The sequence below is a fragment of the Streptomyces sp. SPB074 genome (genome assembly GCF_000154905.1).
Classification (GTDB): domain Bacteria; phylum Actinomycetota; class Actinomycetes; order Streptomycetales; family Streptomycetaceae; genus Streptomyces.
This window is the reverse complement of sequence record NZ_GG770539.1, coordinates 6,127,807-6,147,841: the sequence shown is the minus strand read 5'-3', so window position 1 is coordinate 6,147,841 and position 20,035 is coordinate 6,127,807. Positions and strand designations below refer to the sequence as shown.

18 protein-coding genes and 4 pseudogenes are annotated in these 20,035 nt (G+C 72.7%); 13 read left to right on the top strand and 9 right to left on the bottom strand.

Going from position 1 to position 20,035, the window contains the following annotated elements; all coding sequences use genetic code 11:
• The first annotated feature begins 321 nt into the window (after positions 1–321).
• The 5 genes from SSBG_RS26090 to SSBG_RS26070 all read left to right on the top strand — a co-directional run bounded on the left by SSBG_RS26090 (position 322) and on the right by SSBG_RS26070 (position 5,051).
• Positions 322–561 carry a hypothetical protein gene (locus SSBG_RS26090; protein ID WP_106429382.1) on the top strand — a complete coding sequence of 80 codons (240 nt, stop codon included), beginning with the start codon at positions 322–324 and terminating at the stop codon, positions 559–561.
• Between the two features lie 260 nt (positions 562–821).
• Positions 822–1,658, top strand: a complete 837-nt coding sequence (locus SSBG_RS26085; RefSeq protein ID WP_037870667.1) for a BRO family protein — start codon at positions 822–824, stop codon at positions 1,656–1,658.
• A gap of 176 nt (positions 1,659–1,834) precedes the next feature.
• On the top strand, positions 1,835–3,088 hold the full coding sequence (locus SSBG_RS26080) for a hypothetical protein (protein WP_008749043.1): 1,254 nt from the start codon (positions 1,835–1,837) through the stop codon (positions 3,086–3,088).
• A 54-nt stretch (positions 3,089–3,142) separates the two neighbouring features.
• Positions 3,143–3,967, top strand: coding sequence for a hypothetical protein (locus tag SSBG_RS26075; RefSeq protein WP_008749042.1), 825 nt, complete (start codon positions 3,143–3,145; stop codon positions 3,965–3,967).
• A gap of 229 nt (positions 3,968–4,196) precedes the next feature.
• The gene (locus SSBG_RS26070) at positions 4,197–5,051 is read left to right on the top strand and encodes an ATP-dependent DNA ligase (protein ID WP_037870666.1); all 855 of its coding nucleotides are present in this window, start codon (positions 4,197–4,199) and stop codon (positions 5,049–5,051) included.
• A gap of 17 nt (positions 5,052–5,068) precedes the next feature.
• Here the strand turns inward: SSBG_RS26070 and SSBG_RS26065 are convergent, their stop codons facing one another.
• Both SSBG_RS26065 and SSBG_RS26060 read right to left on the bottom strand, forming a co-directional pair.
• Complete coding sequence (locus SSBG_RS26065; protein ID WP_008749040.1) at positions 5,069–5,629, bottom strand: hypothetical protein; 561 nt, start codon at positions 5,627–5,629, stop codon at positions 5,069–5,071.
• On the bottom strand, positions 5,626–6,897 hold the full coding sequence (locus SSBG_RS26060; protein WP_037870665.1) for a hypothetical protein: 1,272 nt from the start codon (positions 6,895–6,897) through the stop codon (positions 5,626–5,628). Before SSBG_RS26060 ends, SSBG_RS26065 begins: the two co-directional genes overlap by 4 nt.
• 199 nt (positions 6,898–7,096) lie before the next feature.
• On the opposite strand from SSBG_RS26060, the gene SSBG_RS33835 reads away from it, so the two are divergent.
• The 6 genes from SSBG_RS33835 to tgmC all read left to right on the top strand — a co-directional run bounded on the left by SSBG_RS33835 (position 7,097) and on the right by tgmC (position 10,787).
• A complete protein-coding gene (locus SSBG_RS33835; protein WP_008749038.1) occupies positions 7,097–7,609 on the top strand; it encodes a hypothetical protein in 513 nt (170 codons plus the stop codon).
• The gene (locus SSBG_RS26050; RefSeq protein ID WP_037870662.1) at positions 7,596–8,015 is read left to right on the top strand and encodes a hypothetical protein; all 420 of its coding nucleotides are present in this window, start codon (positions 7,596–7,598) and stop codon (positions 8,013–8,015) included. Before SSBG_RS33835 ends, SSBG_RS26050 begins: the two co-directional genes overlap by 14 nt.
• Positions 8,016–8,107: 92 nt before the next feature.
• On the top strand, positions 8,108–8,245 hold the full coding sequence (locus SSBG_RS33830) for a hypothetical protein (protein WP_199781408.1): 138 nt from the start codon (positions 8,108–8,110) through the stop codon (positions 8,243–8,245).
• Positions 8,246–8,407: 162 nt separating this feature from the next.
• Positions 8,408–8,671, top strand: coding sequence for a putative ATP-grasp-modified RiPP (tgmA, locus tag SSBG_RS26045; protein WP_008749037.1), 264 nt, complete (start codon positions 8,408–8,410; stop codon positions 8,669–8,671).
• Complete coding sequence (gene tgmB / locus SSBG_RS26040) at positions 8,668–9,630, top strand: ATP-grasp ribosomal peptide maturase (protein ID WP_008749036.1); 963 nt, start codon at positions 8,668–8,670, stop codon at positions 9,628–9,630. Before tgmA ends, tgmB begins: the two co-directional genes overlap by 4 nt.
• Positions 9,627–10,787 (top strand): ATP-grasp peptide maturase system methyltransferase, encoded by a 1,161-nt coding sequence (tgmC, locus tag SSBG_RS26035; RefSeq protein ID WP_037870661.1) that lies wholly within the window; start codon positions 9,627–9,629, stop codon positions 10,785–10,787. The genes tgmB and tgmC overlap by 4 nt, the downstream gene beginning before the upstream one ends.
• A gap of 398 nt (positions 10,788–11,185) precedes the next feature.
• Here tgmC and SSBG_RS26030 read toward each other — a convergent pair.
• A pseudogene (locus tag SSBG_RS26030) lies at positions 11,186–11,542 on the bottom strand (M15 family metallopeptidase); the annotation flags it as partial.
• Between the two features lie 101 nt (positions 11,543–11,643).
• Here SSBG_RS26030 and SSBG_RS26025 point away from each other — a divergent pair.
• Positions 11,644–12,009 (top strand): DUF962 domain-containing protein, encoded by a 366-nt coding sequence (locus SSBG_RS26025; RefSeq protein WP_037870659.1) that lies wholly within the window; start codon positions 11,644–11,646, stop codon positions 12,007–12,009.
• Positions 12,010–12,215: 206 nt separating this feature from the next.
• Here the strand turns inward: SSBG_RS26025 and SSBG_RS26020 are convergent, their stop codons facing one another.
• The 5 genes and pseudogenes from SSBG_RS26020 to SSBG_RS26005 all read right to left on the bottom strand — a co-directional run bounded on the left by SSBG_RS26020 (position 12,216) and on the right by SSBG_RS26005 (position 16,777).
• A complete protein-coding gene (locus SSBG_RS26020; RefSeq protein WP_008749032.1) occupies positions 12,216–12,812 on the bottom strand; it encodes a GTP-binding protein in 597 nt (198 codons plus the stop codon).
• Positions 12,813–12,899: 87 nt separating this feature from the next.
• Positions 12,900–13,118 (bottom strand): annotated as a pseudogene (locus SSBG_RS35115) (DUF742 domain-containing protein); the annotation flags it as partial.
• 387 nt (positions 13,119–13,505) lie between these two features.
• A pseudogene (locus SSBG_RS35110) lies at positions 13,506–13,649 on the bottom strand (DUF742 domain-containing protein); the annotation flags it as partial.
• A gap of 12 nt (positions 13,650–13,661) precedes the next feature.
• Positions 13,662–14,105, bottom strand: a complete 444-nt coding sequence (locus SSBG_RS26010) for a roadblock/LC7 domain-containing protein (protein WP_008749030.1) — start codon at positions 14,103–14,105, stop codon at positions 13,662–13,664.
• Positions 14,102–16,777: a nitrate- and nitrite sensing domain-containing protein gene (locus SSBG_RS26005; protein WP_008749029.1), complete on the bottom strand. Its 2,676-nt coding sequence runs from the start codon at positions 16,775–16,777 to the stop codon at positions 14,102–14,104. The genes SSBG_RS26010 and SSBG_RS26005 overlap by 4 nt, the downstream gene beginning before the upstream one ends.
• A gap of 511 nt (positions 16,778–17,288) precedes the next feature.
• Between SSBG_RS26005 and SSBG_RS36255 the strand changes: the two genes are divergently transcribed.
• Complete coding sequence (locus SSBG_RS36255) at positions 17,289–18,035, top strand: hypothetical protein (RefSeq protein ID WP_037870657.1); 747 nt, start codon at positions 17,289–17,291, stop codon at positions 18,033–18,035.
• On the opposite strand, the pseudogene SSBG_RS25995 reads toward SSBG_RS36255, so the two are convergent.
• Positions 17,963–20,035 (bottom strand): annotated as a pseudogene (locus tag SSBG_RS25995) (hypothetical protein); the annotation flags it as partial. The gene SSBG_RS36255 and the pseudogene SSBG_RS25995 overlap by 73 nt on opposite strands.

Here is a 20,035-nt window from a genome sequence, read left to right as displayed (position 1 = left end):
TGGCCGGTGGCGCCGTTCTCGGTCACGAGGACGGTGACCGTACGGCCGTGCGTCGTACGGAGGATCTGCCCGTACGCGATCGTGCGCCGGCCGGACCCGGGGGTCGGCGGGGCGGTAACGGGGATGGCAGGATTCGCCATGGTCGGTCTCCTGTGTACGCAGGCGAGTGACCGGTCCCGGCCGGGGTGCAAGCCCGGCCGGGACCGCTTTATGCAAGAACGACGCTACCGCGATGTGTGGACATTGTCCACACATCATTGAGAGGATGTCGCCATGCCCGACCCCGCGAAGGGGCCAAAGAAGGAAGGACAACCGAAGACGATGACGATTCCGCAGCTCGCCGCGCGAGTGGGGCGCGCCCGGACCCTGATCCATCGCCTGGCCACGAATCCAGACGAAGACTGGCCCGCCCCCACCTTCAAGCCCGGGAGCACCAGGCCGATGTACGACGTCACCTGGTTCGACCAGTACTGGGCGGAGCGCGAGGCCGGCATCACGCAGGGCCGTCGCAACGACCTGCATCCCCCGACAGGGTCGGGCGACGACCAGCAGGAGAAGTAGCGCCCGGAAGCCCTCGCCTCGGACTCAGCGAGGCGAGGGCTTCCCTCGAAGGGATGAACGCGATCTCAACACGGACTTGAAGTGTGGACAATGTCCACTCCTGCGCTAGTGTCAATCACGTCGTCCGCGCCAGCGCGAGGACGAATAAGGCCGGGCGGAAACCGCCCGGCCAGACTCACGGATTGCCGCCGCGAGTAAGTGATCTGTCCACTACGCAGAAGAGAGATCAGGTGCAGCACACTACGCCACCGTCGCCCACAGTGCCCAGCAGGTCACCCTTCGACGCAACGCGGAACACGCGTGCGGACGGTGCCGACTTCTGGTCCGCCCGCGACCTTCAGGAGCTCCTCGGCTACGAGCGCTGGGAGCGCTTCGAGACCGCCGTCGAGCGCGCCATCGCCGCGTGCGAGAACAGCGGCCACGAGCCCAAGGACCATTTTCGCGGCGCCGCGAAGAAGGTCTCGCTCGGCAGCGGAGCCACCCGCGCGGTCATCGACTGGCACCTCTCCCGCTACGCCGCCTACCTCGTGGCCATGAACGGCGACCCCCGCAAGGACCAGATCGCCGCCGCGCAGACGTACTTCGCGGTGAAGACCCGCGAGGCCGAAATCGCCGCCACGAGGGCGCCGGCCCCCGTGATGCCGACGTTCGCGCAAGCGCTGCGCGGCTGGGCCGATGAGGTCGAGGCCCGCGAGGCGGCCGAGGCGCGCGTCGCCGAGCTGGCCCCGCGCGCGGAGATCGCGGACCGGTACGAGGAGAACCCGGGCCCAACGCTCACCCAGTTCCACAAGGCGTACTTCCCGACGGTCCGGGCGCGGGACTTCTTCGAGCACCTCTACCGGCACGGCTACCTGATCGACCAGCGCGGTACCCGGTGGAGCGAGACCCGGCAGGAGTGGCGCGACGGGCACGAGCACGGCCACCCCACGGCCAAGGGCAAGCGGTTCTTCTACCTCGCGTCCCGCCTCGACCCGAACGGCGTGCGCCGCTACCAGGCCCGCGTGATCCCCGGCGACGCCGAGCACCAGCTCGTCGCCGCGCTGCACCGCGACGGCCTCACCCCCCGCGTGCCGTCCGGGCCCGCCGAGCTGACCTGACTCTCGCCCCGTAGCGGGCCCGCCGTGCCGTCTCCCGGCCGGGCCCGCGCACCCCACCATCTCCCCCTCTCGTCAGGGACTTCCTCTTGCGCCCCACGTCAGGCGCGGCCCGCCGCCGCGCCATTCCGCCATGCCCCGAAACGGCATGGGCCCCGGTCCCGCTTCACCTCCACGAGGTGACCGCGACCGACTCCCGGCACGCCCAGCCCCGCGCGTGGAAGCGCGCCGTACGCTGGCTCGTCGCCGTCGGCCTCCACCCCCGCGCGAACACCACAACCCTGCGCGTCGCCGAAGACCTCGCCGCCCGGATGGACTTCGTCGAGGGCCTGGTCCTCTACGACCTCGACGGCACCGCCGCCCGCCTCGACCTTGACCGCTCCACCGTAAAGCGGCACGTCGCCGTGCTCCGCCAGCTCGGCGCGCTCGCGTGGGTCCGCCACGGTACGAAGCGCAACCTCCATCTGCCCGGACGTCCGTACGCGGGAACGGCCACGATCTACGCCGCCACCATCCCCTCGGTCTACGACACCGCGATGGGCCACCAACTCGACGGCGAAGGCTTCCGCGCGCGCGTCACCGGCTACACGCCCGAGGGCCGTACGGACGCCATCGAGGAGGCCCGCCGCGACGCCTCCGCCCGCGCGCCTCGCTCCGGCCGCGCCCGCCGCTTCACCACCCGGCCTGTGGACAACTCCCCTGTGGATAACTCGGCTTCGCAGGCGCGTGCGCCCCATTCTCTTAGCCGTTCCCCCCACGGACCTGTGCAGGTAGACGGTGAGAAGAAAGACACTCCGCACGCGGAGCGACCGCAGATTCCCTCCCGCACGAAGAACACCACCAGCAGCACCAAGGGCCGCCCGGCAGGCGCCCGCCGCTCCCCCCTCCAGGTAGCCCGCGACATCCAGACCGCCCGCCAGGTACGCCCCCTCGTCAACTGGATCCAGGGCACGCCCCTTCGGAAGCTCGCCTTCGCGCTCCGCCCCCTCATCGACCAGGGCCTCGACGTCCAGCGCATCGTCCTGCGCCTCGACGACTGGGCGTACGGCTGGAAGCCCGGGTGGCGCCCCACGAACGTTCCCGCGCTCATCGCCGCCCGCATCCGCCGCGACGCCGAGGAAGCCGCCCGGAACGCTGCCGCGGCCGAAGAAGCCCGCCGCGAAGAGGCCGCCCGCGCCGCCGCCCCGCACCCGATGGACAACCCGGAATGGCGCGCTTGGGTCGAAGCGAGCCGTCCCGCTGCCCCCGCGCCCCAAGATGACGGCCTTGAAGCCGATGTCGAGCCCACCGACCTCGACCTCGCCATGATCCGCCAGGACGCGATCCGCGACCTCGACCTCGTACGCGCCCGCATCGACCTCGCCGGCGTCGACGACGCCCGCGCCTTCTACGGCGACGGCCTCGTCGAACGGGCTCTCTTCCCTCGATTCTGATTTGGACTGACACCGCCCCGGCTGACATCCTCCATGCCACTAAGAGGGAGCAGAATGCAGAACCAGCAGATACAGCAATGGACTTGGCGGATTAGCGGGATCGTCCTCGCTTTGGCATCGGGGACGCTCTACGCGTTAGTGGACGCATACCTGGGCGGCTCCCCCTATGAGATCCTCGCACTCCCAGGGCTCGCGTTCTGCCTCGTCTGGATAGCCGTCAAAGTGCGCGGGGCGTACGACAGGCGAATCCTGGCCTCACGGGAGCGACTGCAACAAGCCGAAGCCGCCCTCGTGGCAGTCCTCCGCGCTCCCCGGCGCAGGACTGCCCCGAACGAGCTCGGCGCGCAGTGGGGCGAGAGCGTCGCCGGGCGGGAGAACGGCACCGCTGCCGACTCCCAGGAAGTGAGCCAGTCCACACTGGCGCTGGCCTCCCTCTGGAACGTGACACACGAGCGCCTCGCCCTTTACCACGGGATCGCCCAGGGCCAGGCCCGCCGAAGCTTCATCTCCGCCCAGGTCTCCATGGCCGTCGGTGCCGTCCTCTTGGTCGTGTTTGTCGTCATCGGCCTCCGCACGGACACCACCGCTGCGGCAGTCGTCGCAGGCACCCTCGGCGTCGCCTCGGCCGCGCTCGCCGGGTACGTGTCCCGGACCTTCGTCCGCTCGCAGGAGGTGTCCGCCGGTCACCTCCGCTCGTACTTCGACCAGCCGCTGGAGTTCTCCCGGTACCTCGCCGCAGAGCGCCTCATCGCGGACTCCGGCCTCCCCGCAGACAAGCGTGCGGAGATCATCACCACGCTTGTACAAGCCATGATCACCGGCCCCGCCACGCCCCCGACGGCGGGAGCGGAGACCCCGAGCGGGAACCCGCCGGGGTGATCGGCAGCCTGCTGAGCTTCCCAGCCCCCTCGCCGACTCCCGAGGCCGCCCCGCCCCCCCCTGTCAGACCTTTCCGGTATCGTCGTTTTCAGCAAGCAGTGCCCCGCGCACATCGTTGCGCAGACCCTGTGGCCGCCCCGAGGGGGGCGGCCACAGACGTTTCTCCCCGGAGCCCCCCGTCTGCCTGCCTCCGCTGGCGCCGTGGCTTTCGACACGCCAGCCTCACCCTGTGGACTACCCCGCCGCCGTCGCCCTCGCCCGCGCCACACCCACCCTCCCCACAGGCGCGGGCTGGGCGTACGAGCCGAAATTCGACGGCGACCGGTGCATCCTGTGGCGGCTCGACACCGTCCGTCTCCAGTCCCGTACGGGCAGGAACATCACCGCCGCGTGGCCTGACATCACCACCCCCGCCATGGACTTGCCGCGAGGGACCGTCCTGGATGGTGAGCTGGTCATCTATCTCGGCGGCGTACTCGACTTCGGCGCCGTACGGGCCCGAGCCTCCTCGCGCGGCCGGCGCCTTCAAGACCTCGTCCACCGGCACCCGGCCTCCTACGCGGCCTGGGACATCCTGATGCACGACGGCCAGGACGTCCGCGCCCTCCCGTACACCGAGCGCCGCGCCCTCCTCCTGGCCGTCCTCGGCCCGCTCGGCCCGCCGCTCCAGCCCGTGCCCTCGACGACCGACCCGGGCTTCGCCGAGAGCTGGATGAGCGCGCTCGCCGCGCAGGGCATCGAAGGGATCGTCGCCAAGCGCCTCTCCAGCACCTACCGGCCCGGCCGGATCTGGCAGAAACTCCGCCTCGCGGACACCGTCGACGGACAGGTGACCGGACACACCGGACCAGCAGCCCGACCACATCACCTGATCGTCCGGCTCCCCGACGGGCGGACAGTCCGGACGCAGCGACTCCCGTCCGCACTGTCCGCCCAGCTCGGTCAGGTGCTGTCCGGACATGACGGCGAGAGCGACCGGACGCCAGACGGTGAGCCCTACCGGGCCACGACCGCAGAGCTCACCGTCGAGCTGCTCGCGGGCACGACCCGGCACGGGGTTTACACCGTTACCCGTCCACGGTGAGTAGGGACGGCCGAGCGCTACTGCTCGACTGGGAGGCGGGTTGCTACCTGGTTGAGCGGACGGACCATCACGGTGAGCAGGGGAGACGCCGGGGAGGGCTGGCTCGTACCGATGTCCTCGTAGCCCCATCCGCGGTAGACCGCGTGCACCTTCCCCTCGCCGGCGATCTTGTTGACCATCAGCGTGGCGTACGTCTCCGGTCGGCCGTGCAGAAGTTCGTCGTGAATCTTCCGCGCGGTGCCCGTGCCGCGCCAGCTCGCGCGGACACCGATCTCCTTCAGAGCGAGCGCTGGCCGCGCGGTGTACAGGCGTTCAGGTGCGGGTGTGGTGCGCTGCCAGTACCGGTCACCGTCTGCAATCGAGTTCGCGTACGCGTAGCCCACCGGAACGCCGTCGGCGTAGGCGAGGACGACGGCGAATCCGGGCTCGGAGGCGTGCCTGTCGACGCGCTCGCCGAAGGTCGTCACCGTGTAGTTCGGCAGGTGTAGGAGCGGCGCGCGGACATCGGCGTACACCTCGATCAGGTCGTTGCGTGCGGCGTCGAGATCCGTGAACGTCCGCAGCTCGGGCGTGGTCATGCGGTCCTCCAGGTGGCCGTGTAGTCGGTCCATGTGCGAGCGGCGGAGCTTCTGGGCGCTGTCGCGCGCAGGGCGGCGCCGAACTCCATGATCATGCGGCTGACGCGGGGGTGTTCGGTAGCGGCGGACAGGGAAACTTTCATGGCCGTGGCGACGGCGGCGTCCGGTTCGCCTTGCCCGAGCTGGGAATGCGCGAGCCTGGTCGTCGTGATGGCTCGTGACCGTGCCATGGAAGGGCGCAGTTGTGCGAGGCAGCGATGCCCGTGCTTTTCGGCGGAGGGGAAGTCTCCGAGCGAGAGATAGGCGTTGAGCGCGAGCGAGTCGAGCTCGGCCTGGTCGAAGAAGGCTGTCAGCCAGACCGGGCGGTCGGCGCCCGTGTCTGCTCGGAGCAGTGCCTCGCGGGCCTGGTCCAAGGCGCGGCGGACGTTCGTCCGCTCCTGGGCGAGGCCGTGGATCGCCGCTTGACGGGCCAGGCCGAGGGAGGCGAAGAGCGGATCGCGGCGCACGATGTGGAGGCTGCGGGCGACCTGGTTGGCCGCGAGGGCGTCGCCGTGCCGGCCGAGGTGTCGGTACATGGCGCCGCCGTGCGACCAGATCCGGAATTTGATCGCCTGGTCGCCGGACATCTCGGCGAGCGCCTGGGCCTCGCGCATGTGCGCCTGCGCCTCGGAGTACCGCCGGCCGTCGATGGCCGCCCACATGGCGCTGGAGCGAAAAGCCGCTGCGGCGGCATAGAGGTTCGACCGCACCCGTTGAGTGGCGCTCCCGGCATTCTGCAAGGCCAGGGCCTCGTCTGCGAGTTCGGCCGCTCGCTGCTGGATGAAGAGCTTGCCGCCGTACTGGTGATCACTCGCGATGATCTCGGAAAACTTGCCCTGGATGCGGCGCACGTCGCTCATACCGATGCGGCGGGAAGCGGACGAAGGAGCGGCTGCGGCTACAGCCGCCGCAACTCCACCAAGTGCGATGGTGCGGCGCTTCATGTCTACGTCCTCCTGCGGACCTCCCGGGAGCGGGGTTCTGCTCCTCGGCACGAACCCTAAGGCGAGGGAGCTGCGCCCGCTGAGGGCTTCGAGAGCCTTTCGCGTCACCGCGTTCGGCCACCTGATGCGGCCCGCCTTCAGCGCGCGGACGCTCGCGTCGTCGTACCCGCCGTGACGGCCCGTCAGCCGCCCGACCTCGGCGTTGATGGCTTCGGCCAGGCTCCGGGAGCTGTGACCGTGTTCCGCCATCCACGCCTCCAACACGACGTTGCGCCGGGGCTCCATGCGCGCACCGTAGTGCTGCGGACGCGTGTTGTCAGGTAAAGAGGGCGTCAAGTCCTCCTAGGTGGCGCCTCCGGAAACGTCACGAGCTGCCCTAGGCGAACCCCGTCCCTCCGCAGTTGCCTAGACATGACCGCCGGAGCACGCCCCCGCGCTTCGTGAGGGTCCTCCCGATCCACGGACCTCACTGGACTGGATGCCCATGACTGACTGCCACGAGAGCACGCTGAGTTGGTTGACGGAGCCCGCGCGCTCTCCTCGCGCTGCACGGCTCGAAATGGGCTACTGGGGAAGCGCGCGGCTTCCGGTCGGCGAGGCGTACGCCGTCATCAGCTTGCCCGCTGCCGTGGTACGCGCGGCCGTAGGCAGCCCGAGCCGGGCCGTCGAGCGGCGGCGCCTCCACGAGGTCCTCGCCGGAGGCGCGATCTACCGGGACGAGGAAGCGGCCTCCTACAACGCCCTGGTGGCCACGTCGGCCCGCCAGACCTGGGACGACGAGGACGCCACATGCGCTCCCGCGCACGAGCTGGTGCGCATCCCGCACCCCGCACGGACACTGGCGTCCCCGACCTGGTGCCAGAGCCCCCCGGGGCCTCCCGTGCACTGGATCGTCCTCAACGGTCCCGAGCGCGTCTGCGCCCCCGGGCGCATCAGTTCGTTGCTGGCTCTCGGGCGGCGCCGGGGAGCGACGGAGGTGTGCGATGGCGAGCACTAGTCGAGGGGGCCGAACGTACCTCTCCACGCCGACATCGACGGGCCCGCCCGGGTACATCGAGACGCTGGAGCGCTCGGACGAGTCCGTCGACCGCGCCGAGGCGTTCGCCCGGCACGCCGTGCGCGTCTGGAGCCTGGACCCCGTCGCCGACCGCGTCGCGCTGGTCATGCGGGAACTCGCCAGCAACGCGGTCGCGTTCGGGACTCGCGGGTCGATCTGCGCGGCGGTACGGCGGGTCGAGAGACGGGCCGTCCGGGTCGAGGTCACCGACCACGCCCGAACGCTGCCGGTCCTCGCGCCCGCCGCCTCCTCCGGGCTGCGCCGCGTCGACGAGATCGCGGCGGACTGGGGCACGGAGCCTCGGTCCTGGGGCGGCAAGACGGTCTGGGCGACCGTCCGTGAGTGACCGCGCCCGCCAGATCGTCTACCTCGCCGCCCTGGCCCTCGTGGCCCTCGCGCTCGGCGGCGCCATCGTGCACGGCAGGTGAAGGAGGACCCATGAGCGAGGAGTGCCACCGCTGCGCGGAGCTGCGCGAAAGGGAGCGACGCGCCGAGGCGGTAGGGGACCCCTCGGCCGCTGTGGACGCCCGAGTGCTGATGCAGCGCTGCCGCCGGACCCACAAGCCGCGGGCCTGAGACTCCCGGGCTCGCGGCTGTCCCCCGTCAGCCGCGAGCCCGGGCACCGTACGACAGCGTCGTACGGACTTCGTAGACCGCCCCGCTCGGCGAAGGGGAAATGCGGAAGGGCGCCGAGCGGGGCCTCAAGGCAACTGCACGCCCAGCGAGAGGAAGCGCACCATGACGAACTACGTCGTGCCCCCGTGGGGAACCACGCGCCTGCGCCCGTTCCCGAGCGTGGCGGTCGTCCCGGCCGTCTCCACCGAGATCGACCCGGACACCCAACTCGGCATCCGGTGCGACCGCTTCGGCCGCATCGTGGAGATGGGCAAGCACGGGACCGGCACGGCGGTGGAGACCTCGACGATCACGAGCCCCGACGGACAGAACGGCAACGACCAGGGCCACGACCAGAACACCGACCAGGACGAGGGCGGTTCGTGAGCGAGGAGAGCGCGGTCCTGGTCGCCACCGAGGTCGAGGACGCCACCGCGGACATGGTGATCGCCCAGCTGAACCGGCGGAACGTGCCCGTCGTCCGGTTCGATCCCGCCGACTTCGAGAACGGCACGCTCGGGCTCTCCGCGCGGTTCGGTACCTGCTCGGCCCCTGTGGCCGGGCGGGTCCGTACCCCGTCGCGAGTCCTGGACCTGGCGCGCGTACGGGCGGTGTACTGGCGGCGTCCGAGGTGGCCCACGTACAAGGGGCTCGGGCAGGGCGACGCGCGGTACGCCGCCGCGCACGTCCGGTACGGGCTCGGCGGTGTGCTGTATGCGCTGGACGGGCCGTTGTGGGTCAACCACCCGTTGCGGGAGGGCACCGCCGACTACAAGCCGGCGCAGCTCGCGCTGGCCCGGCGCCTCGGCCTGGAAGTGCCGCCCACGCTCGTCACCAACGACCCGGACGAGGCCCGCGCGTTCATCGCCGAGCACGAGCAGGTGATCCACAAGACGCTCCGGTCGACGCCGTACGAACGCGACGGCGTCCAACTCGCCGGGTGGGCCGACCCGGTCACCGCCGAGGAGATCGACGACAGCCTCCGCAGCGCCCCACACCTCTTCCAGGCGCGGGTGCGGAAGGTGGCGGACGTACGGGTCCTCGCCGTCGGCCGCCGCCTCTTCGCGGTACGCATCGACTCCGGCCTGCTCGACTGGCGCCGCGACTACTCCGCCCTCACCTACACCACGATCGATCTCCCGCCCGCCCTGGCCGCGGCGCTCCGGGTGTTCCTGGAGTGCTGCGGGCTGGAGTCCGGCAGCTTCGACCTCACGCTCGACGCCGAGGACCGCTACCAGTTCCTTGAGCTAAATCCGAACGGGCAATGGGGCTGGCTGGAGGCCGCCACGGGGCTGCCTCTGTCCGCCGCCCTCGCCGACTTCCTGACACGAGGAGAACCCTCATGAGCGATATGACCTCCGAGCGCCTGGCGCTCGCCGCCCGCATGGACGAGGCCGGCGTCTTCGCCCACCCCGAGTGGCGGCGCGCCGTCGAGGCCGTTCCCCGTGAACTGTTCCTCCGGCCCGGCGTGTTCGTCCCGGACGAGGTCGGCCGCTGGAGCCCGGTCCCCGCCGACCGTATCGACCCGGCGCTCGCGTACAGCGACCAGTCCCTCGTCACCCAGCTCGACGACGCACTCACGACCGAGGACGTCTCGGAGGCGGTGTGGGGGACACCGACGTCGTCGTCGACCGTCCCGTCCCTGGTCGTCGACATGCTCGGGAAGGCCGGCATCGAGCGCGGGCACAAGGTGCTGGAGATCGGCACCGGGACGGGCTACTCCACGGCCCTGATGTGCCACTGGCTCGGGGCGGACGCGGTCACCACGGTGGAAGTCGACCCGGGGGTGGCCTGGCGCGCTCACGACGCGCTCCGGCAGGCCGGGTACGAGCCCGAGACCGAGACCGGGGACGGGCTCCTCGGCCACCCGGCAGGGGCGCCGTACGACCGGCTCATCTCGACGTGCGCCGTGCGGCGCGTGCCGTACGCGTGGGTCCGGCAGGTCAAGGCCGGCGGGGACATCCTCACCACGCTCGGCTCCTGGCCCAACGGCTCCGGGCTGCTCCGGCTCACGGTCCACGAGAACGGCAGCGCCACCGGGAACCTCCTCGGGCACACCTCGTTCATGCAAGCGCGCGCGCAGGTCCCGCCGCCCGTAGCGGCCGACTTGACCGCCCGCACCGCCTACGCGGACACCGACCGCATGACGGATCTGCACCCCTCCCTTCTCCTGGGCGGCGGCATGCCCGCCTTCCTCGCCCAGCTCACCGCTCCCGGCTCCCAGGTCATCCAGGCCACCGGCGAGGAGCCGGGCGTCTTCGAGACCGTTCTCGTCGACGCGGAGCGCGAGAGCTACGCCCAGTTCCGCCCCGACGGCGAGGGATGGCGGGTGCGCCAGGGCGGGCCGGTGCCCTTGTGGGACGAGATCGAGAGGCTGATCCGGATGTGGCAGTCGGCGGGGAGCCCCGGGATCGAGACCGTCCGCGTCCGCGTCACCGAGGAATCGCACACCTACCGCGTCGCCGACGACCGGAATCTCTACTGGCTGCACCGTCTCGTGTGACCCTCCCCGCAGGCAGGCGCCCCCGCACCCGTTCGGTGCGGGGGCGCCCGCGTTGGCTCGCTGCCGAGGCCCGCGCGGGCGGTATCTCACCCTCGCCGGAGGACTTCCGCTCGACCACGAGCAGGACTTGGACGCCACGCGGTGGCTGATCCGAGCTGGGCTGGCGGCCCAGGTGATCGCCGAGCGCGGGTAACCGGTGCTCGACCCTTGTCGGTCTTCGCCCCCCTCTGGCTGTCGCCCCCCTCCGCCACCGTAGACATCGCGCACCGCACCTCGTTTTCGTAACCCACACGGGTGATTTCAGCGTCGTGCCAGTTCACCGCGACAAGCAGAAGTCCGGCTCTGTCACCTGCACCATCACCGTCCCCGCCCTCCCTCGACCTCCCCCCTTATCGCAAGTGATCGACAGCACGCTGGGGGCGATAGCAGTCGTAGACCTTGAGCGAGTATCCGCGGCGCAGGAGCCGGCGCTGGGCGCGGTGGAGGGCCTGTGCCGTGGAGCGGGTGAGGAGGCACAGGGGGCGGGTGTAGCCGGTGACGGGGACGCCGGTGAAGTTGTGCGGGGTGGCGTAGCGGATGTCTTCGATGATCGTGGGATCGATGTCGCGGAGTTCCACGAAGGAGGAGGAGGCCCGGGGGTCCCGGTGGGGGGCGTGGGGGGTCTGGGATGCCTGGGCGGTGGCGGTCGTGAAGGTGAGGGAGAGGAGGACGGCGAGAAGGAGGGAGCGGAGCGCGGTGAGGGTGCGTCGTCTCATGGGGTACGGGTTTAGCAGCGCGGGGCGGGGATTCCCAGAGGGCGCTCGCGGGACGCGTGCGGGCGTTCCCCCGGGCCCGGGGAGCCGTTACCGTGCCCGGTATGAGCGACGAGGCGCGGGAGTTCGCACGGTACGAGGAGTTCTGGCCGTACTACGTGGCCATGCATTCCAAGGCGGCGACCCGGTGGGTGCACCTGGCGGGCACGCTGACCGGGCTCGCGGTGAGCGGGTACGGGCTGGCGCGGGGGCGGGTGAAGTACCTCGCCGCGCTGCCCGTGATCGGCTACGGCACGGCGTGGCCCGCGCACTTTCTCATCGAGCGGAACAACCCGGCGACGTTCGGGCACCCCGCGTGGTCGCTGCGGGGCGACGCCGCGATGATCCGGATGATGCTCGCCGGGCGGGACGCCGAACTCGGCGAGATCGCACGGAAGTGGCTCGCCGAGCACGGCACGCCAGGGTCCTGATACGCCGGGCCTGGTATGCCCGGGTCCTGAGCCAGCGCGGTGTCGGGAGGGACCCGACCAGCGCTGAAGTTGTCGCGGGAAGAGGCTGCGCGTGGCCCGTTCGGTGCGCGCGTGTCGCCGGTGAGCGTTACATCGCCGGTGTCGTGCCGTCAGCAGGGCCGGTTCGGCGGCACGTGGCGGCGACGGGGTGATGGTGGCAGGAGGGTTCAGTGGGCGGTGCTGCTTTCGCGTCTGGCCAGGGCGTGGCGGCGGGCGTGTTCGACCACCTCGATGAGGACCGCCTTGACGGAGTCGCGGGCGCGGGCGTCGCAGGGGACGAGGGGGACGTGTGGGTCGAGGTCGAGGGCCGCGCGGATGTCCGGGAGCGGGTGGTCGTCGGCGCCGTCGAAGCGGTTGACGGCGACGACGAAGGGGATGCCGCGCCGCTCGAAGTAGTCCACGGCGGCGAAGGAGTCCGCGAGCCTGCGGGTGTCCACGAGGACGACGGCGCCGAGGGCGCCCTGGGCGAGTTCGTCCCACAGGAACCAGAAACGGTCCTGGCCGGGGGTGCCGAAGAGGTAGAGGACGAGTTCCTCGCGCAGCGTGATGCGGCCGAAGTCCATCGCGACCGTGGTGGTGCGCTTGTGCTCGACCCCGCGCATGTCGTCCACCGGGCGGGATGCCTCGGTGAGGACTTCCTCCGTGCGCAGCGGCCTGATCTCGCTGACCGCACCGACGAGAGTCGTCTTGCCGACCCCGAAGCCCCCGGCCACCAGGAGTTTGAGGGTGAGCGGCCGCTCGGGCCGGCCACTGAGGGCGTTCATTCGGTCTCTTCTCCTGCGGCCCCGCCGGGTGGCGGGCGTGGGGGTGTGGGCGGGGGGTGCGCGAGGCGGCGGCGGAGTGCCGCTCCCTCACAGGGCGCGCAGTCCTTCGATGACGTCGCGCAACACGCTCTCGTCGGGGAGTTCGGCGGGCGGCACGGGGCGGGTGACCGTGACCAGCTCGGCCTCGGCGAGGTCGCTGACGAGGACGCGGACGACGCCGATGGCGAGGTCCAGTCCGGCGGCGAGCTCGGCGACGGACTGCGGAGCGCCGCACAGGGCCAGGATCTCGACGTGTTGGGGAGACATACGTCCTCTCGGGTGGAGGGCCAGGGACGGGGTGGCCGGCGCGGGGGGCTCGACGCCCGCCGGGGCGGGCTCACTGCCCCCCGCCGACCCGCTCGCCCCGGCCGAGCCGCTGGCCTCGACCGGGCCACTGGCCCCGGCTGACCCCGGCGGCTCGCTCGCCCCGGCGGCGGACCGGCCCCGGTCCGGGCCGCCCGGTGCCTCCCCCTCCCCCGTATCGGCCGCCGCTCCCCGGCCCCCGAGCGTGTCAGCCGCCCCATCCCGGCCACCGGCGGCCGGGGGCGCCGCGTCCGTCGTGGCGCCCTGGCCGGGGTGCCTGCCCGTGCGCGGTGCCGTTCCGTGTGTTCCGGCCGGGCCGGCCGGTCCGCCCGGGCCCTGGGTCGCGGGGGGCGGAACGGCGGAGACGAGGGCGATGAGGTCGAGCCGGTGGCCGCCGCTGGCGCTCGTGCGCCCCCGGGTCATGGCGTAGGGGCGTACGACGGGGCCCGCCTCGTCGTCGTACCAGCGGGCTGTCTCGTGACCGGCGTCGCTCATCATGGCCTGCCTCTATCCCCCGGCGGGAATGTCGGTGCGCGGGGCCTGGCCCAGGTGGACGCCGACCCGCTTGACGAGGAGCGTCATCTCGTAGGCGATCTGGCCGATGTCGGCGTCGGGACCGGCGAGTACGGCGAGGCAGCTGCCGTCACCCGCCGCCGAGACGAAGAGGAAGGCGTCATCGAGTTCGACGAGTGTCTGGCGGACGCTGCCGGCGTCGAAGTGGCGTCCGACGCCCTTGGCGAGGCTGTGGAAGCCGGAGGCGACGGCCGCCAGGTGTTCGCTGTCCTCGCGGCTGATGTCCTCGGACATCCCGGTGGCCAGGCCGTCGCTGGAGAGGATGATCGCCTTGCGGATGCTGGCGACGCGGGCGACGAGGTCGTCGAGCAGCCAGTTGAGTCCGTGGGTGCCGTCGGGGGCTCCCGGAGTTGACGCGGCGGTCCTTGGCGCAGTCATCGACCGTCCCTTTCCGGAGTGTTTCCTTGCGCTGTGCTGTGCGGGTCGGGGCCGGTGGCTTCCGGTCCGTCGTCGTCCTCGGTGGCGCGGGCCCGGGCGGGCCTCGCGTCCGCCGCGACTTCCTCCTCGCGGCCCCGGAGCCAGCCCCGCTGGAGGGAGGCCATCCGGGTCCGTACGGCGTCGGCGTCCCGCTCCGGCTCGGGCCGGGCGGGCGTGCTCTGGCCGGACCGCTCGCGGAGCTGACGGGCGAGGCTCGCCTGTCGTACGCGGCGCGGCAGGCCGGTGGGGGCCCCGGCCGGGGCGGCGTGCGTACCCGGACCGGCGGCGTCGTCCCGCTCCGTGGACGCGCGCGGCGCGCTCCCGGCTCCCGGCCCGCTCCCCGTTCCCGGCGCACTTCCAGTACCCGGCTCGCCGGGGGTCCCGGTGGCCGGTTTCTCGCCGGTGCGGGGGCGGCGGTGCGGGAGCGGGCCGGGGGCCGGGGCGGGGTGGCCGCGCTCGGCGCCGGCCTCGGCGGGAGGTTCGGCGCCGGGTTCGGTGGGGGGTTCGGGCGTGCTGTCCGGGCGGGTGTGGTCGCCGACCGGGCGGCCGTGCGAGGTGACGAGCTTGGGGACCGGGCGGCGCGGCAGCGCGCCGATCTGGGTGAGCGGGCCGCGCGGGCCCTCCTCGACGCCCGCGGGCACCGGTTCCCGTACCGCCGTACGCCCCTGCGCCCCCGCGGGGGCCTCCAGCGCGACGAGGCCGTCCGGCGATGCGGCGGGGAAGCCCGCGCCGTCGGTGCCCGGCACGTCGGTGAGGAGTTTCTCGGGGAGGACGACGACGGCGGTCGTACCGCCGTAGGGGGAGGGCTGGAGCGAGACCTTGACGCCTTGGCGGCGGGCGATGCGGCTCACGACGAAGAGGCCGAGCCTGTCGGTGTCGGAGAGCTCGAACTCGGGCGTCTCGGCGAGGCGCTGGTTCGCGGCGAGGAGCGCTTCCTTGGTCATGCCGAGGCCGCGGTCGTGGATCTCCAGGAGGAAGCCCTGGCCGACGCGTTCGCCGAGTACCTGCACGGCGGTGTGCGGCGGTGAGAACACGGCGGCGTTCTCCATGAGTTCGGCGAGCAGGTGGGTGAGGTCGCCGACGGCGGTGCCGGTGACGGCGACGCGGGGCAGGCGGCGCACCTCGACGCGTTCGTAGTCCTCGACCTCGGAGACGGCGGCGCGCACGACGTCCATGAGCGGCACGGGGCGGCGCCACTGGCGGGCCGGGGCGGCGCCGGAGAGGATCACGAGGCCCTCGGCGTGGCGGCGCATCCGGGTCGTGAGGTGGTCGAGGCGGAAGAGGTCGGCGAGTTCGTCGGTGTCCTCGGTGCGGCGTTCCATCGTGTCGAGCAGGGTGAGCTGCTTGTGCAGGAGGACCTGGCTGCGGCGGGCGAGGTTGACGAAGACCTCGGAGACGCCCTTGCGCATGTCGGCCTGGCGCACGGCGGCCTCGACGGCGGCGCGCTGGAGGGTTTCCAGGGCCTGGGCGACCTGTCCCATCTCGTCGCGTTCGTGGGCGAGGCGCGGCGCCACGGTCTCGATGTCGATCTCCTCGCCCGCGGCGAGCCTGCGCATGACCTCGGGCAGGCGGACCCCGGCGGTCTCGTTGGCGCGGCGGCGCAGCGCGGAGAGGTCGCGGACGAGGGAGCGGCCGATGCGCACCGAGAGGTAGAGCGAGAGGAGCAGGGCGACGAGGCCGAGGAAGCCGGCGACGCCGGTGCGGAGCAGGACGCCGTTCGCGTAAGGCGTGACGGCGTCGCGGTAGGCGCTCTCGGTCGCGTCGTCGCGCACGGCGAGGTCGGCGAGGACCTTCGTGGCGGCCTTGGTCCAGGTCGCGGCGTCCACCACGGCGACGGCGCTCGGCGCGGACTGGCTCACGCCGTACTCGGCGTCGGTGAGGACGGAGGTGCCGGGCTTCTTCCAGTACGCCTCGAAGTCCTTGCGCTCCTCGTCGGGCAGGAGGGCGAGGTTCGTGTCGTAGAGCAGTTCGCGCTGGGCGATGAGGTCGGAGACCTTCTGGATCTCGTCGCGGCCGAGGCGGTGCCCGGTGAGGGCGGCGCTGACGACGGCGTCCTCCTGGGTGAGGAGTTCGCGGGCGCGGTCGATGCCGACGACGCCCCGGCCGCGTTTGTCGAGCGCGACGTCCTTGACGGAGCGCAGGTCGGTCAGGAAGCCGAAGCAGGGCTCGACCAGGTCGGAGTAGAGCCGGAGTGCCGAGGTGCGCGAGAGGCGGTTGTCCTCGGCGCTGCGGCGCAGCGCGGTGAGGTCGGTGAAGGAGTCGACGAGGGCGTCGAGTTCGCGGCGCGAGGTGCCGTTCATGCGGTTGCGCAGCCCCTTGTCGCGGGCGGCGTCGCGGACCTTGCCGACAGCCTCGTCGGTGGCGGAGTAGCTGCGGCGCATCGCGGCGAAGACGTCGGAGCCGCGCGGGTCGGCGAGGTAGACGAGGGTGCGGGTGCGTTCCTGCTGGAGGGCGCGGGTGGCTTCCTTGACGGGCTGGCCCGCCCGGTCGATGAGCCGGCTCACGCCGAGGACCTGGTACGCCTCCTGGCCGCTGATGACGGTCGCGTAGGCCCAGACCACGCCGAGCGAGAGGAGGGGCACGAGCAGCAGGGCCACGATCTTCCGGCGGATGGATTTCCCGCGAAAGCGCATGGTGTCGTCCCCCTGTGGTGTCCCCGTCGGCCCGGTCCCGAGACCTCGCCCACCTCCGGTGGGCGCTCCGCGCGTTCTTCCCGGGCCGTGCGCGCCGGTGGGCGCGAGCGCCCCCGGGCGGCCCCCGCGGGGACGTGCGCGTGCCTCGTGAATCGGCGTGACTCTACTACTGCCTCAGCTACAACTCGAAGACATGTCCGGATAGTTTTCTTGTTGAGCGGGTACGGGGAGGCTTTTACCCCTCACGCCGGCGCCGCGCGGGGGTGCGGGCGGGGCCATCGCGGGACGGGCCGGTGGATTCCGGCGAATCAGGGGCCAATCGGAGGCCGGCGGAGGAAACCCGCGGGCGTTCCCGTTCGTCTGTAGGGGTGGGCGACGGGTCGGTGTCCGCGCGCGTGTGCGGCGGTGCGGGGCCGACTAAAGCAGCGCGGGGCGGGCAGCGACAGAGGAAAGCCGCTCGTGTCCCCCGGGCGGTGGTCCGTTCGGCGAGTGGTGGGGAGTTGGCTGGGTGATGAGCACCATGGAGCGCGGTACCGAGGACGGGACGCGGGCGGCGGAGCGCGCCGCGGCCGGGGAACCTGCCGCCTGGGAGACCCCGCTGCCGCAGTGGAGCATCGGGGAGTACGGCGAGGAGGCGGCCGAAGACGCCGACTTCGCGCGGCGGCGGCACGAGGCGGCCCGGCGCGACTCCCTGTGGCACGAGGAACCGGCGGTGCGGCGCAGGCTGCCCGACGCGGTGCGCACCTCGGCGGTCCGGGCCGTGGTCATCGTCGCGCTGACGCTGTGCCAGGCGGTGACCGCTTTCCTGTGCACGCTCGCCGGTTCCTGGCTCGCCTTCCCGATGGTGCTCAGCAGTGTGGCGAGCACGGTGGTGGCGACGTGGGGCGTCCTCGACGTGTGGGTCACCCGGCAGGTGTGGGTGCAGCGCAACGGGGTCCTGTCGCAGCCGGGCAGCACCGCGCGGCAGTTGCGCGGGGAGCGCCGGCAGGCGCTGCGGGCAGCGAAGCTCGCGGCGCGGGCCGAGCGGCGCTCCGCCGGGCGCGCCTCCTCGCCCCGCACCCCGGCCGCCACCGGCGCGGCGGCCGGTCCCGGTGTCAGCGCTGCCTCTCCCGGTGCCTCCGCCGCCGCTCCCGGTGCGCCCGCCGCCGGTCCCGGTGCGCCCGCCGCCGGTCCCGGTCTCCCCGCTCAGGACACCGGACGCTCCCCCCGCTCGGCCTCCGGCGCGGCGGGCCGGGGAACGGACGCGGCCGCGGCCTGAGACGCCGGGCGCGCTCCGCTCGCGGCTCGCCGCGGTGCGGGGGGTTCCCCGCCTCCCGGCCCGGTCTCCCCCGGTCCCGCTCCCCGCTCCCCCGGACCCGCCGCCCCCTCCTGCGGACCCGCTTCCCGCTCCTGCCGCCCCGCTCCGGGTTCCGCCCGGTCCTGCCCGGCTTCCTGCGGGCGTTCGAAGAAGCGCGTGGCCTGGATCTGGGCGTGCACCCCCTCCGCGTCCGGCTCCTCGGGCAGGCCGGGGCGCAGGTGCTCCTCGACGCTGATGTACTTGAGCCCGGCCCGCAGGTCCGCGTCGTTGCGCAGCCGGATGACGAGCGGGAACTCGGAGAGCGCCGTCGTGTCGAAGAGCCCGGTCGTGTAGAGGAGCTGGACGCCGAGGGCGTCGGCCACCGCACGCTGGAGTTCGAGGAGGTACGTGGCGTTGGCGCGGCCGATCGGGTTGTCCAGGAAGAGCGTGCCCGCGTGGCGGCGCCTGTCGTGGCCGCGGTCGTTGGAGCGCAGCGCCGCCATCGTGCAGTACAGCGCGATCGCGGCGGTCAGGAGCTGGCCGCCAGAGAAGACGTCACCCATCTGCCCGACCGGTACCCGTTCGGCGCGCAGCACGGCGTCCGGCTTGAGGATCTCGACGGCGATGCCGCGCGGCCGCAGTGCCGCCTCGACGCCGCGCAGGAGCAGGCTCATCCCGTCCCGGCGCAGGTCGGCGTTCTTGCGGACGGCGGCGCGGGTGGCCTCGTCGATGACCTCGCCGAGCCGTTCGGTGAGGCTCGCGTGATCGGGTTCCTCGAAGCGGATGCGCAGGAACTCCTGTCCGGACCACTCCCCCAGCCCTTCCGGGAGGCGGGAGAGGCGCTGGGCGGCGCGGAGCGTGGCGAGCGAGGACTCCACGAGGCCGCGCAGACGGTCCACGATCGAGTCGCGGTTGCGTTCGAGCTGTTCCAGTTCGTCGGTGAGGACGCGCAGGCGGGGCGCGAACGCCTCGGCCCAGCGGGCCGCGTGCTCGGGCAGCGCGGCGGCGGGCAGTTCCCTGATCTGCTGGCGCGCGGGGGTGCGTACCTGCTCGTAGCGCGTGGAGTTGGCGTGCCGGACGAGGATGTCGCTCGCTTCGCGGACGGCGGCCTCGGCGGCGGCGAGGTCGGCGGCGCAGCCGCGCAGTGAGCGGCGGGCCTCCGCCGCGGCGGTACGGGCTTCGGTGAGCGTGCCCGCGAAGGGCTCGGGCTCCTCGGGGGCCGGGGTGCCGGGCTCGGGCTCGGTGTTCTCGCGGGCGGGGTTGTCGCGGAGCAGGTCGCGCAGGAGCGCGGTGGTCTCCTCGAAGGCGGCCGCCGCCTCCTCCGCCGTGCGGTGGTCGTGGCCGAGGGCGGTGTGGGCGGCGCGGGCGGCGTCCAGGGCCTCGGTGCGGGCGGCGAGTTCGGTGCTCGCGGTGCGCAGCAGGGTCTGGGCCTGCTCCGCGTCGGCGGGGACGAGTTTGTCGGGGAGCGGGGTGTGGGCCTCGCCCTCCTCGGGGGCGAGGCGTTCGGCCTCGCCGCGCAGCCGGCCGAGCTGTTCGCTCGCGGAGTCGGCGCGGGTCTCCAGCATCCGCACGAGTTCCTCGGCGCGCCCCGCGGCGGCCTGCCGGGAGGGCCCGTCGGCGCCGTCGGGGCCTTCGAGGAGTCCGGCCGCCCGGGTGCGGACCTTGTTGCTGAGGCGTTCGAGCTCGGCGAGGGCGGAGGTCTCCTCGCTCTCGGCGCGGGCTTGTTCGGCGCGCAGGTCGGCTCCGACGCCGACCTTCTCGTAGAGCCGGGAGGCGGCGCGGTACGCCTCGCGCAGTGTGGGGAGGGCCGCCTTGCGGGCGTCCTCGGAGGGCGCGGGGAGTTCTTCGGGGGCGCCCGCGATCTCGGCGCGTTCGGCGCGCAGCGTGCGGGCGGTGCGGCGGGCGTCGTCGGCGGCGCGCTGGGCGGCGCGGCGGTCCTCGTCGGCGGCGCGGGCGCGTTCGAGGCAGGTCTGGGCGCGGGC